This is a genomic window from Streptomyces venezuelae (assembly GCF_008642295.1).
GTDB classification, from domain to species: domain Bacteria; phylum Actinomycetota; class Actinomycetes; order Streptomycetales; family Streptomycetaceae; genus Streptomyces; species Streptomyces venezuelae_C.
Genome location: NZ_CP029190.1, coordinates 2,018,602 through 2,033,035 on the forward strand (window position 1 = coordinate 2,018,602; position 14,434 = coordinate 2,033,035).

The 14,434-nt window shown below is 72.9% G+C and carries 12 protein-coding genes; 8 read left to right on the forward strand and 4 right to left on the reverse strand.

What is annotated here, in order from left to right:
• The first annotated feature begins 67 nt into the window (after window positions 1–67).
• Window positions 68–1,072, forward strand: coding sequence for a TAXI family TRAP transporter solute-binding subunit (locus DEJ50_RS08725; RefSeq protein ID WP_150207006.1), 1,005 nt, complete (start codon window positions 68–70; stop codon window positions 1,070–1,072).
• Here DEJ50_RS08725 and DEJ50_RS08730 read toward each other — a convergent pair.
• A complete protein-coding gene (locus DEJ50_RS08730) occupies window positions 1,069–1,626 on the reverse strand; it encodes a hypothetical protein (protein ID WP_190344367.1) in 558 nt (185 codons plus the stop codon). The two genes, DEJ50_RS08725 and DEJ50_RS08730, sit on opposite strands and share 4 nt — an antisense overlap.
• 146 nt (window positions 1,627–1,772) lie before the next feature.
• On the reverse strand, window positions 1,773–2,750 hold the full coding sequence (locus DEJ50_RS08735) for an ROK family protein (RefSeq protein WP_150212005.1): 978 nt from the start codon (window positions 2,748–2,750) through the stop codon (window positions 1,773–1,775).
• 397 nt (window positions 2,751–3,147) lie between these two features.
• Between DEJ50_RS08735 and DEJ50_RS08740 the strand changes: the two genes are divergently transcribed.
• Together DEJ50_RS08740 and DEJ50_RS08745 are read left to right on the forward strand one after the other, a co-directional pair.
• Window positions 3,148–4,428, forward strand: coding sequence for a glycoside hydrolase 5 family protein (locus DEJ50_RS08740; RefSeq protein ID WP_150207008.1), 1,281 nt, complete (start codon window positions 3,148–3,150; stop codon window positions 4,426–4,428).
• A 171-nt stretch (window positions 4,429–4,599) separates the two neighbouring features.
• The gene (locus tag DEJ50_RS08745; protein ID WP_223838086.1) at window positions 4,600–6,675 is read left to right on the forward strand and encodes an endo-beta-N-acetylglucosaminidase; all 2,076 of its coding nucleotides are present in this window, start codon (window positions 4,600–4,602) and stop codon (window positions 6,673–6,675) included.
• A gap of 70 nt (window positions 6,676–6,745) precedes the next feature.
• On the opposite strand, the gene DEJ50_RS08750 is transcribed toward DEJ50_RS08745, so the two are convergent.
• Together DEJ50_RS08750 and DEJ50_RS08755 are read right to left on the reverse strand one after the other, a co-directional pair.
• Window positions 6,746–8,158 carry a sensor histidine kinase gene (locus DEJ50_RS08750; RefSeq protein ID WP_150207010.1) on the reverse strand — a complete coding sequence of 471 codons (1,413 nt, stop codon included), beginning with the start codon at window positions 8,156–8,158 and terminating at the stop codon, window positions 6,746–6,748.
• A 13-nt stretch (window positions 8,159–8,171) separates the two neighbouring features.
• Window positions 8,172–8,912, reverse strand: a complete 741-nt coding sequence (locus DEJ50_RS08755) for a response regulator transcription factor (RefSeq protein ID WP_150207011.1) — start codon at window positions 8,910–8,912, stop codon at window positions 8,172–8,174.
• A 195-nt stretch (window positions 8,913–9,107) separates the two neighbouring features.
• On the opposite strand from DEJ50_RS08755, the gene DEJ50_RS08760 reads away from it, so the two are divergent.
• The 5 genes from DEJ50_RS08760 (at window position 9,108) to DEJ50_RS08780 (ending at window position 14,402) form a co-directional block, all read left to right on the forward strand.
• The gene (locus tag DEJ50_RS08760; protein WP_150207012.1) at window positions 9,108–9,899 is read left to right on the forward strand and encodes an amino acid ABC transporter ATP-binding protein; all 792 of its coding nucleotides are present in this window, start codon (window positions 9,108–9,110) and stop codon (window positions 9,897–9,899) included.
• A gap of 62 nt (window positions 9,900–9,961) precedes the next feature.
• Window positions 9,962–10,807: a glutamate ABC transporter substrate-binding protein gene (locus tag DEJ50_RS08765; RefSeq protein WP_150207013.1), complete on the forward strand. Its 846-nt coding sequence runs from the start codon at window positions 9,962–9,964 to the stop codon at window positions 10,805–10,807.
• Between the two features lie 83 nt (window positions 10,808–10,890).
• Window positions 10,891–11,565, forward strand: coding sequence for an amino acid ABC transporter permease (locus DEJ50_RS08770; protein WP_150207014.1), 675 nt, complete (start codon window positions 10,891–10,893; stop codon window positions 11,563–11,565).
• A complete protein-coding gene (locus DEJ50_RS08775) occupies window positions 11,562–12,494 on the forward strand; it encodes an amino acid ABC transporter permease (RefSeq protein WP_150207015.1) in 933 nt (310 codons plus the stop codon). Before DEJ50_RS08770 ends, DEJ50_RS08775 begins: the two co-directional genes overlap by 4 nt.
• A gap of 180 nt (window positions 12,495–12,674) precedes the next feature.
• Window positions 12,675–14,402, forward strand: a complete 1,728-nt coding sequence (locus DEJ50_RS08780) for an FAD-dependent monooxygenase (protein ID WP_150207016.1) — start codon at window positions 12,675–12,677, stop codon at window positions 14,400–14,402.
• Window positions 14,403–14,434: the final 32 nt, after the last annotated feature.

Sequence of the window (14,434 nt, forward strand, 5' to 3'; positions counted from 1 at the left end):
GGTGCCGCGGGCGGGCTCGGTCGGCCGGACCGTGACAGGAGCGCGGGCGGCTGGCAGGATCGCGCGCATGCCCCTCGTACCGCCCCGGATGCCGCGGCCCAGCAGGCGCCGCGCCGTGCGGGGTCTGGTGGCCGGGCTCGTCCTGCTCGGGGTGCTGCTGTGGTGGCTGTGGCCGTTCGGGAAGACGGAGCTGCCGGGTGAGCTGACCTTCAGTACCGGCGTACGGACCGGTGTGTACCACCGGTACGGGGCGCTGCTGGAGCAGGCGCTGGCCCGCGACATACCCGAGGTGGACGTACGGCTGCTGCCCAGTGAGGGCTCGCAGGAGAACCTGGAGCGGGTGGCTTCCGGGAAGGCCGCCTTCACGGTGGCCACGGCGGACGCGGTGTCCAAGTACCGGGAGGACGGAAAGCCCGGCGCCGAGGGGCTGCGCGGGGTGGCCCGGCTCTACGACGACTACGTCCAGCTGGTGGTGCCGGCGGGGTCGCCGGTGCAGTCGGCCCGGGACCTGCGGGGCAAGCGGGTCGCGGTCGGCCAGCCCGGGTCGGGGGTCCGGCTGATCTCGGAGCGGCTGCTGGCGGCGGCGAAGCTGGATCCGCGGCGGGACCTCACCGAGGTGTCCATCGGCATCGACACCATGCCGGCGGAGCTGGAGGCGGGGCGGATCGATGCGTTCTTCTGGTCCGGCGGCCTGCCGACGAACGCGGTGCGGGAGCTGTCGGACCGCTTCGAGATCCGGCTGGTGCCGCTGGGCGACCTGGTGCCGGAGCTCCAGGGCAGCGGGAGCCCGGCCCGCCACTACCGGGCGGCGGTGATGCCGCAGGACGCGTACGCGCGGGCGCGGAACACCTCGGCGGTGACCACGCTGGCCGTGCCGAACCTGCTGGTGACGACGGAACAGACCAGTCCGGAGCTGACCGAGCGGTTCACGCGCACGGTGATCCTCAGCCGGGACGGCATCGGCCAGGAGGTCCACGCGGCCCAGCGGGTGGACCTCCGTACGGCGATCTACACGGACCCGCTGGAGCTGCACGAGGGTGCTCGGCGCTACTACCGCTCGGTCAAGCCTTAGCGCTCGTCCTGGCAGAAGCGGGCGAAGCCGGCATTCTGGCCTGCGATGTAGCCCCTTTCGTAGTCGGGGTTCAGGCCTGTGATTCCGGGCTTCGGGGGTGTCTTCTCACAGTCGTCGCGCGCGTCGTCCCGGCCGTCGGCGAAGCCCTTCCGGAACTGGGTGCGAGCCTCCTCTTGCTCCTGCTTCGGATCCTTAGGCGCGGGCGCGCCGACCAGCGTGCAGGGCACTTGCACATTCTTGCCGGTGGCGGTGATCTTGATGCGTGCCGCGTCCTCGGGTGTGCCCGGAGCGCTGAAGCGGAACGCCCCCGCTGCGTCGGCCTTCACGATCTGGCCGGGGCCTCCCGGGTCCGAGATGCGTACCTCGCTGTTCGCGGGGAACCCGGCGCCGTCGACGTGGATTGCGCTCGTCCGCGCATCGAACTCGGCCGTCAAGGTGCAGGTGGCTGCGGGGGTGGTCGCGACGGCCGTGGACCCGGGGAGCAGCAGTGCCGATGCGCCGATCACGGCCGACGACAACAGCGTGGACGCCAGGGACGGAAGTGACGGCTTCATGGTGATCCCCAAGAAGTCGGGAGAGGGTGTGACGCACGGCGCGGCCGTCCTGAGCGGGGGCCGTTGGCGGCCTGCCGGCCGCGGAGGCGAGGATCATCGCATCGGGCATCCGCTTCCATCATCCCGCCCCGCACCCACCACGTCGACTAGGCCGGGAGGAGGTTCAGGGCTGCTGCCGCCGCGCCGATCAGGCCGGCGTCGGTGCCCAGGGCTGCCGGGACGATGCGGAGGCCGCTGACGAAGCCGAGGGTGGCGTACTGCGGCAGGTGGGCGCGGACCGGGCCGAGGAGGGTGTCGCCGCAGGTGGCGACCCCGCCGCCGATGACCGCGATATCGGTCTCCACCAGCGTGGCGGTGGCGGCGATGGCCGCTGCCAGGGCGCGGCCGGCGCGGTCGAAGGCGGCCAGGGCGACGGGGTCGCCGGCCCGGGCGGCCGTGGCCACCCCCGCCGCCGTGGGATCGGGGCCGGTCCAGCCCCGGTTCCGGGCCCAGCGGGCGATGGCCGTGCCGGAGGCGATCGCCTCCACGCAGCCGCGCCCGCCGCACGCGCACTCCTCGCCGCCGGCGAAGTCGACGCTGATGTGACCGATGTGGCCGGCGTTGCCGGTGGGGCCGGGCAGCAGGCGCCCGCCGAGGACCAGGCCGCCGCCCACGCCCGTGGAGACGACCATGCACAGGGCGTTCGCGTGCCCCCGGGCCGCGCCCAGCCAGTGCTCGGCCGCCGTCATCGCCACCCCGTCGCCGACCAGCACGGTGGGGACCGGGCGGCCGTGAGCGGCCAGGGCGGCTTCGGTCCGGGCCACTACCGGGTAGTCGCGCCAGGCCGTGATGTTCACCGGGCTGACCGTGCCCCGGGCGGAGTCCACCGGGCCTGCGCTGCCGATCCCGCACCGCCGCACCCCGGCCCAGCCGGGGTCCCGGGCCAGGTCGGCGACGATCTCGGCGACCGCTGCCATGACGCCGTCGCCGTCCACCCCGCGCGGGGTGGGCCGGCGGGTGGTCGCGGTCATGGTGCCGTCGGGATGCACCAGCGCTCCGGCGATCTTCGTGCCGCCGATGTCGATCGCGGCGGTCAGTCCGGCGGCGGGGTCGACTGCGGGGCCGGCCGCGGCGCCCCCGCGCATGGTGGGGAGGGCGGAGGTCGGGGTGGGCGTGGTCACGGTGGCGCTCCTGGAGGTGGTCGGTTCAGTATGCGCGCGGCGGCTGTGCCGTGCTCTCACGGGGTTCCCGGACCGTACGCGATCCCGGTCGGCAACGCGCGGGCCGGGGCCGAACCGCAGTGGTCCGGCCACGGCACCGGCGGGTACGGGCCATGTGCCGGGCGGCGGAGTACGCACCGGGCTTCGGGGGGCGGCCCTGGTCAGGGCGCTCCGGCCCGGGCCGTCCGGTCACCCTGCCGGAAGAGGCCGTGTTGACTGCGCGGCCCACGGCCCGTCAGGTTGTGCGGACCCGGCAGACCACCCGTCGCCGGCCACCCGTCACCGGCCACCCGCGCCGGCCACCCCCGTCCCAGGACCGCCCATGCTGCGTTTCGGCGTCAACTACACCCCCACCCGCGGCTGGTTCCACCACTGGCTGGACTTTGACCTCGACGAGGTGAGGGCCGATCTCGACTCGGTTGCCGCACTGGGCCTGGACCACATCCGGGTGTTCCCGCTGTGGCCGCTGTTCCAGCCGAACCGGTCGCTGATCCGGCCGCGCGCCGTCGAGCAGCTGGTGTCCCTCGCGGACGCGGCCGGCGAGCGCGGGCTGGACGTCGCCGTGGACGGCCTCCAGGGACACCTGTCCGGCTTCGACTTCCTGCCGGCCTGGACCCGCACCTGGCACCGGCGGAACCTGTTCAGCGATCCGGAGGTGATCGCGGGGCAGGAGGAGTACCTGCGGACGCTGGCCGCGGCACTGGCGGACCGGCCCCACTTCCTGGGCATGACGGTCGGCAACGAGATCGGCCAGTTCTCGGACGCCCCGCACCCGGACCCGGACCGGATCACCCCGGAGCAGGCCGGGAGGTGGCTGGAGCGGATGCTGGCGGCCTGCGAGGCGGGGGCACCGGGGCGGTTCCATCTGCACGCGGAGTACGACGCGTCCTGGTACCGGGACGGCCACCCCTTCACCCCGGCGCACGCGGCGCGGCTGGGCGCGGCCACCGCCGTCCACTCGTGGGTGTTCAACGGGACCGCCCAGCGGTACGGGCGGACCGGTACGGCCACCGAGCACCACGCCGCCTACCTGATCGAGCTGTCGAAGGCGTGGGCGGTGGATCCGCGGCGGCCGGTGTGGCTCCAGGAGGTGGGGGCCCCGGCCCCGTATATCGGGCCCGGTCATGCGGCCTCGTTCACGGCGGCGACCGTGGCCAATGCCCTGGACTGCCCGGACCTGTGGGGGATCACCTGGTGGTGTTCGCACGATGTGGCGCGGGAGCTGGCGGACTTCCCGGAGCTGGAGTACGGGCTGGGGCTGCTCACCAACGACCGGCGGGTGAAGCCGGCGGGCGAGACGATCGCGCGGATCGTCGCGGACCGGCGGGGCGCCGGAGCCGGGCGACCGGAGCACCGCCCGGCTCCGCGCCGTACGGCCCTGGTCCTGGACGTGGGCGGGGCGGAGGCGGCGCCGCGCCGGTCGGTGTGCGCGCCGGGCGGGGAGTTCTTCGAGGCCTGGGCGCGGCTCACCGCGGACGGGGTCCGTCCGGCGGTGGTGCTCGCCGACCACCTCCCCGGCAGCACGTCGGACGGCGAGGCCGGCCGGGCGCATCTCGCGGCGCGCGGCATCACCGAACTGATCACTCCGGCGGAGGTCCGCTGACCCGCTGACCCGCTGATCCCCCGTTGCGCCGACCCCGCAGGGCGACCACCCCGAAGGAGACGCATGTCCGAGACCGGCAAGAAGGCCGACACCCGTACGCCGCCCGGTCCGCCGTCGGCGCCGCCCCCGGCTCCGCCGCTGCGCCCGGCCCCGCGCCCCACCCGGCGCCGGATGCTGGCCGTGGGTGCGGGCGCCGGGGCCGCGGCTCTGCTGGGCGGAACCGCCGGCCCTGCCGTGGCGGCCGGCCCGGCCGGGGCTGTGGGCGGCGCCCCGGCCCCCGCGGACCTGGCCCCGTACGCCTCCTACTGGTTCCCCGACACGCTGCCCGCCGGCCGCCCGGGCCCCGGGATCGTCTGGCGGTCGCTGCGGGACTGGACGCCCGAGTCGGACCCGGACCTGGCCTACAACAGGGCGGGCGTGCCCTTGGCGAAACGATTCACCCCGGTACCGCCGAACACCACCGCCCGGGCCGGCCAGGCCCGGATCGCCTCCCTGGTCTCCTTCGGGAGCACCGCCCAGAATCCGGCCCAGGGTTCGCCGACCTCCGATGTGTACGCCTTCGGCCACTGGGCGTACCTTGACGAGCTGGTGTTCTGGGGCGGGTCCGCCGGCGAGGGCATCGTGCTCGCGCCGAACGCGCCGGTCACCGATGCCGCCCACCGCAACGGGGTGCGGGTGCTGGGCAATGTGTTCCTGCCTCCCGTCGCGTACGGCGGTGACCTGCAGTGGACCCGGGATCTGGTGCAGCAGGACGCCCTCGGCGGGTTCCCGGTGGCCGAACAGCTGGTCCGGGTGGCGGTGGCGTACGGCTTCGACGGCTGGTTCGTCAATGCCGAGACCGATGGCGGGGACAGCGGACTGGCAGGCCGGATGCGGGAGTTCCTCCGGGCGCTCCGGACCCGCGGCGCGGCGCACGGCCTGCGCATCACCTGGTACGACGCGATGAACTGCACCGGCCGGGTGGGCTGGCAGGGGGCGCTCAACGACCTCAACCAGGAGTTTTTCGAGGACCGGGCCGGGCGGGTGGCGGACACCATGTTCGTGGATTTCGGCTGGCGGAACCACGAGGAGAAGCTGCGGCCCTCCGGCGACCGGGCCGACCGGATCGGCCGCAGCCGGTACGAGCTGTGGGCGGGGGTGGACGTGGAGGCCCGGGGCTGGGACACCCCGGTGGCCTGGGACGATCTGGTGCCGCGGGAGGGGCGGCACATCGTCGGCTACGGCTTCTACCGGCCCGAGTGGACCCGCAACCACCTCGCCGACCGCTCCCCCGGTGCCTTCCATGCCGCCGAGGACCGGTTCTGGACCGGTGAGCCGGCGGATCCCTCCCGGCCGGCCCCCGAGCACGGCTGGCGGGCGCCGGCCACCGTGGTCGCCGACCGCTCCACCGTCACCGCCCTGCCCTTCGCCTGCTCCTTCAACACCGGTCACGGGCTGCGCTGGTACGAGGAGGGCCGGGTGCTCTCGGCGGTGCCGTGGAACCACCTCGGCCTCCAGGACCTGCTGCCCGGCCGCCGCTGGGTGGTCCGTACGGAGGGCGAACGGCCCGCGGTCACGCTGGACTTCGCCGATGCCTGGCGCGGCGGCTCCAGTCTGCTGGTCGAGGGCCGGCCGACCGGGCCGGCCGAGGTCGGGCTGCACGCCACCCGGCTGCCGCTGTCCCGGAACACCGTGCTGGAGCTCGTCCACCGCACCGAGGCCGGCCCGGTGGCGGTGGAGGTCGGGATCGCCTGCCGTGAGCCGGCCGCCCCGGGCGGGGCCGTGCCGTACACCTGGCTGCCGGTGGCGGCGTCCGGGGCGGGCCGGGGCTGGCGTACCTCCCGGGTGCGCCCGGCGGCACTGGCCGGAGGGACCGCGTACGGCCTGGCGGTACGGCTCACCGGGCGCGACGGGCGGCCGGTCCGCTGGCGGCTGGGCATGCTGGCGGTGCACGAGCTCCGGAACGGTGTTTCGGAGCGGCCGGCCGCGCCCGCCGGCTTGGCGGTGGACGCCTCGGTCCGTACGGGCGACCGGGTCGCCGCGCTGCGGGTGTCCTGGCGGCGGGCGCCCGGCCCGGTCCGGCACCACGAGCTGGTCCGGGTGCTGCCGGACGGCACCCGCCGGTTCCTCGGCGGGACCTGCGGAACCGCGCTGTACGTGCCCGCGCTGGAGCGGGCCGGGCGGGAGCGGGTGACGGTGCTGGAGGTGCGTGCGGTCGGCGAGCGCTACACCGCCTCGGCTCCGGCGCGTACCTCCTACCGCTGGTAGCCGGAGCGGGCCTCCGTACGGGCCGGGGCCGGGGCAGTCGGGCCGGGGCGCCGTCGGGCCGCGGCGGCGGTCAGGACGCGTGCGGGGCGGTGCGCGGGACGGTCACCGTCACCCGGAGCCCGTGCGGCGGGTTCGTCTCGTACGAGAGGGATCCGCCGCCCGCGGCCAGCAGGGCCCGGGAGATGGACAGGCCGAGACCGGAGCCCTTGACGTTCTGGTGCCGGCCGCTGCGCCAGAAGCGGTCGCCGATGCGCTCCAGCTCCTCCTCGGTGAGGCCGGGGCCGCGGTCGGCGACCACGACGAGGGCCTGCCCCTCCTCGGCGGTGACCGTCACCTCGACCTCCTCGCCGGCCGGGGTGAACTTGAGGGCGTTGTCGATGACCGCGTCCAGGGCGCTGGACAGGGCGATGGGGTCGGCCCAGCCGGTGACGGCGGCCCGGCCGGCCGAGGTGAGCCGGACACCCTTCTCCTCGGCGAGCGGGCGCCAGGCGGCGACACGTTCGGCGGTGAGCTCACCGATGTCGGTGAGGCGGATCTCGGCGGAGGCGTGCTCGGCGAGCGCAAGGTCCAGGAGGTCGTCCAGAACCTGGGCCAGGCGCTTGCCCTCGGTGCGGACCGAGGCGATCTCCTCGTTGTCCTCAGGGAGTTCGAGGGCGAGCAGTTCGATCCGGAGCAGCAGTGCGGCGAGCGGGTTGCGGAGCTGGTGGGAGGCGTCGGCGACAAAGGCCCGCTGCTGCTCCAGCACCTCTTCCACGTTGTCGGCCATCTCGTTGAACGAGCGGGCCAGCCGGCGGAGTTCCGGCGGGCCGCCGGAGGCTGCGACCCGGGAGTTCATCCGCCCGGTCGCGATGCCGTGGGCGGCGGCGTCCAGGGTGCGGACGGGCTTGAGCACCCAGCTGGTGAGGCGCAGGGCCGCACCGAAGGCCACCAGCATGGCGGCGGCCAGGCCGGCTGCGATGATCAGCCAGCCCTGGAGGGTGCGGGAGCGCATCTGGTCGGTGGGTGATTCGGTGACCACGACGGCGACCACGTCCCCGTCGAGGACGACCGGGGAGGCGACGAGCAGTTTGCCGTGCGGCTGCCAGGGCCAGACCTGGGCCGGATCGTGGCTGCGCCGGCCGGCCAGGGCCTCTTCGAAGGCCTGCCGGGCGTCGTCGGTGTCGGGCAGCCGCCACCAGCCGGGGGCCCGGGCCATGGCGTTGCCGTCGCGGTAGAAGATGCCCACCCTGATGCCGTACAGCTCCTGGTAGCGGGCGAGTTCGGACTGGAGGGTCTCGCGGCGTTCGTCGGCGCCCTTGTCGCCGGAGCCTTCGGCGTCCACGACGAACTGGGCGAGGGCGGCGAACCGGGCACTGTCGTCGATCCGGTCGACCACCACCCGCTGCTGCTGTCCGGCAGCCAGGCTGACGGCGAGCGGGAAGCCGAGGGCGAGCAGGACACCCGCCATCAGGACGACGAGCAGGGGCAGCAGCCGGGCGCGCACGGCGGCGGGCCCCCTAGGAGGCGCCCGGGCCGGGAGCCACGAGCCGGTAGCCCACCCCGCGCACCGTTTCGATGAGTGCGGGCATCCGCAGTTTGGAGCGCAGCGAGGCGACGTGCACTTCGAGGGTGCGCCCGGTGCCCTCCCAACTGGTGTGCCACACCTCGCTGATGATCTGCTCCCGCCGGAAGACCACGCCGGGGCGCTGTGCGAGCAGGGCGAGCAGGTCGAATTCCTTGCGGGTGAGGGGTACGTCGGTGCCGTCGACGGAGACCCGGCGGGTGGGCAGCTCGATGCTGACCTGGCCGAGCCGGACCAGTCCGGGGGGACCTGCGGGACTGCGGCGGGGGCCGGCCGGGGTGCTGTCGTCGGCGGCCGATCCGCCGCCGGTGCCGGTGCGGCGGGCGACGGCGTGGATACGGGCGAGCAGCTCGCCGGTGTCGTAGGGCTTCACCACGTAGTCGTCGGCACCCATGTTGAGGCCGTGGATGCGGGAGCGGACGTCACCGCGGGCCGTCACCATGATCACGGGGATGGCGGTGCGCTTGCGGATCTTGCCGCAGACCTCGTAGCCGTCCTGGTCGGGCAGGCCGAGGTCGAGCAGGACCACACCGAAGGGCGGGGCGTCGGCCGGCAGCAGGGCCTGCAGGGCCTCCTCGCCGTTGCGGGCGTGCGTCACCCGGAATCCGTGCCGGGCCAGGATCGCGGACAGGGCCGCGGCGACGTGGTCGTCGTCCTCGACGAGCAGCAGTCTCATCTTCTGGGCCCCCTTTCGTGATCGCGCTCAGTAAAACAGCACCACAGGGGCATCACGCAAGGTGTCTCTCCCCGCGCACACAGCGTGTTCGGGGGAAGCCGTATCGTTATGCTCAATTCTCGCTCAGATGTGATGACGGTGTGCACACCCTCTCACTACTGTCCTCCCAACCGAGGAGGACGGAGCTACAAGCCGATGAGCGGAGTATCAGTGACCAAGGGCGCCGGGGCGGAGGACTCGACTCCCGCAGCGGACGGCCTGGTCGTACTGAGCAACGTCAACAAGCACTTCGGCGCGTTGCACGTGCTTCAGGACATCAATCTGAGCATTGCGCGCGGCGAGGTCGTCGTGGTGATCGGTCCGTCGGGTTCGGGCAAGTCGACCCTGTGCCGGACCATCAACCGGCTGGAGACCATCGACTCCGGCTCCATCACCCTGGACGGCGCCGAACTGCCCGCCGAGGGGCGGGAGCTGGCCCGGCTGCGCGCCGATGTCGGCATGGTGTTCCAGTCGTTCAACCTCTTCGCGCACAAGACGGTGCTGGAGAACGTGCTGCTGGGCCAGCTGAAGGTCCGCAAGACGCCGTTCCCCGAGGCCGAGGCGAAGGCACGGACCCTGCTGGACCGGGTGGGTGTCGGCAGCCAGGCCGACAAGTACCCGGCTCAGCTCTCCGGTGGCCAGCAGCAGCGCGTGGCGATCGCCCGCGCGCTGGCGATGGAGCCGAAGGTGATGCTTTTCGACGAGCCCACCTCGGCGCTGGACCCGGAGATGATCAACGAGGTGCTGGAGGTCATGCAGCAGCTCGCCGCCGAGGGCATGACGATGGTCGTGGTCACGCACGAGATGGGCTTCGCCCGCTCGGCGGCCAACCGGGTCGTCTTCATGGCCGACGGGAAGATCGTCGAAGAGGCGGCGCCCGAGCAGTTCTTCAGCAACCCGCGCAGCGACCGCGCCAAGGACTTCCTTTCGAAGATCCTGCACCACTGAGTTTCCGGTCTGGTACTCATCCGGTGGTAGTTCAACAACGTCTCATCCGAGGGAAGTTCACCATGAAGGTTTTCAAGGCCGGTGCGGCTGCGGCGCTCGCCGCCACTCTCGCCCTGACGGCGACCGCGTGCGGTGGCAGCGACGACAAGAGCGACAAGGGTTCCGGCTCCGGCGGCGGCAAGAAGGTCGTCATCGGCATCAAGTTCGACCAGCCGGGTCTCGGCCTGAAGACGCCGGACGGCAAGTACACCGGCTTCGATGTGGACGTGGCCACCTACGTGGCCAAGGAGCTGGGCTACAGCGCCGACAAGATCGAGTTCAGGCAGGCCGTCTCCGCCGACCGCGAGAACCTGCTCCAGAGCGGCGACGTCAAGTTCATCGTCGCCAGCTACTCGATCACCGACAAGCGCAAGGCCAAGGTCGACTTCGCCGGCCCGTACTTCCTGGCCCACCAGGACCTGCTGGTCCGCGCCGACGACTCGTCCATCACCAAGCCCGAGGACCTGAACGACAAGAAGCTCTGCTCGGTCGCCGGCTCCACCTCCGCCCAGAACGTCAAGGACAAGCTGGCCCCCAAGGCCAACCTGATCCAGAACGGCGGCTACTCCGAGTGCCTCACCGGCCTGGAGAACAAGGCCGTGGACGCCCTGACCACGGACAACTCGATCCTCGCCGGCTACGCCGCGCAGGAGAAGAACAAGGGCAAGTTCAAGCTGGCCGGCCTGAGCCTGAGCAACGAGAACTACGGCATCGGTCTGAAGAAGGGTGACAAGGACCTTCAGACCAAGATCAACGCCGCGCTGAAGAAGATGGTCCAGGACGGCTCCTGGGACAAGTTCGTGACGGCCAACTTCGGCCCGGCGAACTACAAGAACGAGCCCGCGCCGCAGATCACCGAAGGCAGCTGATTCCTCGGTGAGGCGCGTCGCCGCCCGCCTGCCTCGGGCGGCGGCGCGCCCCACCGGCCATCCTGGGGAGAGCGCAGGACATCGTGTTCGAATTTCTTGAGTCCGGGCAGTACGACCTGCTCGGCGCCTTCTGGGTGACGGTGCAGCTCACCCTCTACTCGGCGATCGGGTCCCTGGTCTGGGGCACCCTGCTCGCCGGGATGCGGGTCAGCCCGGTCCCGCTGATGCGGGTCTTCGGCACTGCATACGTGAACGTCGTGCGGAACATCCCGCTCACCGTGCTGATCATCGGCTGCTCGCTGGGCCTCAACCAGACGCTCGGGTTCTCCATGGGCGCCGAGCGCTTCGAGGACATCGGCTTCCGGCTCGCCGTGCTCGGTTTCTCCGCCTACACCGGCACCTTCGTGTGCGAGGCGCTGCGTTCCGGCATCAACACGGTGCCGGTCGGCCAGGCCGAGGCGGCCCGCGCGCTGGGCCTGAGCTTCACCCAGGTCCTCCGTCTGATCGTGCTCCCCCAGGCCTTCCGGGCGGTCATCGCGCCGCTCGCCAACGTACTGATCGCCCTCACCAAGAACACCACGGTGGCGGCGGCCATCGGCGTGGCCGAGGCGGCCCTGCTGATGAAGGAAATGATCGAGAACGAAGCACAAGCGCTGTTCGCCGTCTTCGGGGTCATTGCCCTCGGCTTCGTCCTGCTGACCCTGCCCACCGGTCTGCTGCTGGGCTGGGTGGCCAAGCGAGTGGCGGTGAAGCGATGAGCTCGGTGCTCTACGACACGCCGGGGCCCAAGGCCAAGGCGCGCAACATCATCTACACCGCGGTCTTCCTGGTGCTGCTGGCACTGGCCGGGTGGTGGGTGATAGGCACCCTGGCCGACAAGAACCAGCTGGAGGCAGACAAGTGGACGCCGTTCCTGGAGGGTAAGGTCTGGACGACCTTCCTCCTGCCGGGCCTCGGCGAGACCATCAAGGCCGGCCTCATCGCCATGGTGATCGCGCTGCCGCTGGGCGCCCTCTTCGGTATCGGCCGGCTCTCCGACCACGCCTGGGTGCGCGTCCCGGTCGGCGCGGTCGTCGAGTTCTTCCGCGCCATGCCGGTGCTGATCCTCATGGTGTTCGGCTCCGCGCTGTTCGTGAAGTTCACGGACATCGACTCCGAGATCAGGCCGCTGTACGCCTGCGTCACCGGCCTGGTGCTCTACAACGCCTCGGTGATCGCCGAGATCGTCCGGGCCGGCATCCTGTCGCTGCCCAAGGGGCAGGGCGAGGCGGCCAAGGCGCTCGGTCTGCGCAAGAGCCAGATCATGGCCCACGTGCTGATCCCGCAGGCGGTCGCGGCGATGCTGCCCGCCCTGATCAGCCAACTGGTCGTCATCCTCAAGGACACCGCCATCGCGGGCGCCGTCCTGGGCCTGGGCGAACTGCTGTCGATGAACCGGCAGATCTCCGCCAACTACAGCAACACCATCCCGACCCTGGTCGTGATCGCCCTGCTGTACGTGGTGCTGAACTTCGCGCTCACCGGCTTCGCCTCCTGGCTGGAGCGGCGGCTGCGGCAGCAGAAGAAGAAGTCCGGCGGTACGGCCGCTCCCGCCGTGACCGTCACCGACAAGGCGGGCGGCGACGGTGGCGCCACCGCCGCGATCCCCGCCCAGGGCGACGGCTCGGACGTGGTCTCGAAGGACTGAGGCCCGCCCCAGGGGTCGCTCCTGACCCTTCATCACCTCGTGTGCGCGGTGCGCCGGATCACCTCCCGGCGCACCGCGCACATGCGTGCGACGGCGTTGCGCCCGGTGTCACTTGACGCACGCACCTTCAGTGGGTTGCATACGGTCTGTGATCACATACCGGACACCGGGAGCCGCGCCATGGACCCGGTGATCGTCGTCGGCGCGGGGCCCGTCGGACTGTCCCTGTCCCTCGCCCTGGCCGGCCAGGGCGTGCCCTCCGTCCTCCTCGACGAGGGCCCCGGCAAGGACGAACCACGACCGGCCCGGACGGTCGTGCTGCACGCCGACACCGCCGCCATGGCGCAGCGCCTCGGCTGTACGACGCTGCGCGACGAGGGCGCCCACTTCGCCGCCTGGCGCACCCTGCGCCGGCGGCAGCAGACCCACCGGAGCACCTTCGAGGACCACCCGGCCCCGCTGCACGTCCCCCAGCACGCCCTCGCCCGCGGCCTGCGGGACGCAGCCGCGGCCCACCCCTTGGTGCAGCTGGTTCCGGACAGCCGCCTGGACTCGCTGGAGCAGGAGGCGCAGGGGGTCACCGTGCACACCCGGGGTGCCGAAACCACCTGGTGGCGCGGGAGTTGGCTGGTCGGCTGCGATGGCGCCCGGTCCACCGTCCGCAAGCTCCTCGGCATCCGCTTCCCCGGCCGTACCGCCGTCGAACGGCATGCGGTGGCCGCTCTGCGCACCGAACTCCCCTGGCCGGGCGAGGCCCTGCTGCACCGCGGCCACTCCTCCGGTGTCACCGAGGTGACGGCCCGGCCGCTGCCCGACGGGGTGTGGCGGCTGGACTGGCTGCTGCCGCCGCGCGGCGACCTGGTCACCCCGGACGCGTTGATCGCCCTGATCCGGGAGACCCTGGCGGGCTGGTGCGGCGGTACCACTCCCCCGTACGACCTGATCGACACCGGGGTGTACACCGTGCACCACCGGCTGGCCCGGAGCTGGCGCGAGGGCCGCGCCTTCCTCGCCGGAGACGCCGCGCACCTGCTCGGCGCGGTGGGCACCCAGGGGGTCGAGGAAGGGCTGCGGGACGTCGAGAACCTGGCCTGGAAGCTGGCCCTGGCCTGGCATCACGGGGCCTCCGAGGGGCTCCTGGACAGCTACCAGGCCGAACGGCGCACCGCCGTGGCCGCCCGGCTGCGCGCCGCCGACCAGGCACTGCCGGTGCTGCGGGGCGGCGGCGGGCTGCGCAGCTACCTGCCGGGGTCCGGGCGCACCCACGAACTGCTGCTCGCCGAAGGCCATCTGGGGCGCGGGCCGCTCGGTTCCGCGCCGGCGTACGCCCCTCCGGTCGCGGTCCGCGAAGTACCGACCGACACCGAGCCGGGCGGCGCCGTGGCGAACGTACCGGTGACCGCGCCGGACGGGTCGACCGTGCCGCTGCGGGACCTGCTGGGGAGCCGGCTGCTGGTGGTGCTGGTGGCACCGGGAACCGGGGTGTGGGACCGGCGGCACTGGATGAAGGCCGGGCTGATGCCCCGGCTGGCGGCGGCGGTGAGCGCCCTGCCGGTACGGGCGGAACTGCTGGTCGCCGACGGCTACCCGGGGGCGCCCGCGCACACCGTGCTGCTGGTCCGGCCGGACGGCCATCTGGCGGCGACCTTCGCGGGGGTCCGGCCGGCCGAGTTGTACGAGGCGGCCGACGCGGTCCGGGCGGGGGCGCCCGGCGGGACCGGGGAGGCCGGGGCGAAGGGCGCGGCCGGCTCCGGCACGGCCGCCGGGGAGAGCGCCGGGAAAGGCGCCGGAAAGGGTGCCGGGGAGGGCGCCGCCGCGGTGGCCGCGGTCCCCGCCCGGCCGGCCCGGCCCGCCCTCCCCGCCGCGGTGCCCGCCGCACCGGGGGAGTCCACCACGCCACAGCAGTGATCGATTGACCCTCAAGGTCACTCGTGGTTCAC

Coding starts and splice junctions, on each gene's coding strand:
- DEJ50_RS08730 (WP_190344367.1), bottom strand. CDS start 1,626: ATGAAGCCGTCACTTCCGTCCCTGGCGTCCACGCTGTTGTCGTCGGCC.
- DEJ50_RS08725 (WP_150207006.1), top strand. CDS start 68: ATGCCCCTCGTACCGCCCCGGATGCCGCGGCCCAGCAGGCGCCGCGCC.
- DEJ50_RS08780 (WP_150207016.1), top strand. CDS start 12,675: ATGGACCCGGTGATCGTCGTCGGCGCGGGGCCCGTCGGACTGTCCCTG.
- DEJ50_RS08760 (WP_150207012.1), top strand. CDS start 9,108: ATGAGCGGAGTATCAGTGACCAAGGGCGCCGGGGCGGAGGACTCGACT.
- DEJ50_RS08775 (WP_150207015.1), top strand. CDS start 11,562: ATGAGCTCGGTGCTCTACGACACGCCGGGGCCCAAGGCCAAGGCGCGC.
- DEJ50_RS08755 (WP_150207011.1), bottom strand. CDS start 8,912: ATGAGACTGCTGCTCGTCGAGGACGACGACCACGTCGCCGCGGCCCTG.
- DEJ50_RS08735 (WP_150212005.1), bottom strand. CDS start 2,750: ATGCGCGGGGGCGCCGCGGCCGGCCCCGCAGTCGACCCCGCCGCCGGA.
- DEJ50_RS08740 (WP_150207008.1), top strand. CDS start 3,148: ATGCTGCGTTTCGGCGTCAACTACACCCCCACCCGCGGCTGGTTCCAC.
- DEJ50_RS08765 (WP_150207013.1), top strand. CDS start 9,962: ATGAAGGTTTTCAAGGCCGGTGCGGCTGCGGCGCTCGCCGCCACTCTC.
- DEJ50_RS08745 (WP_223838086.1), top strand. CDS start 4,600: ATGCTGGCCGTGGGTGCGGGCGCCGGGGCCGCGGCTCTGCTGGGCGGA.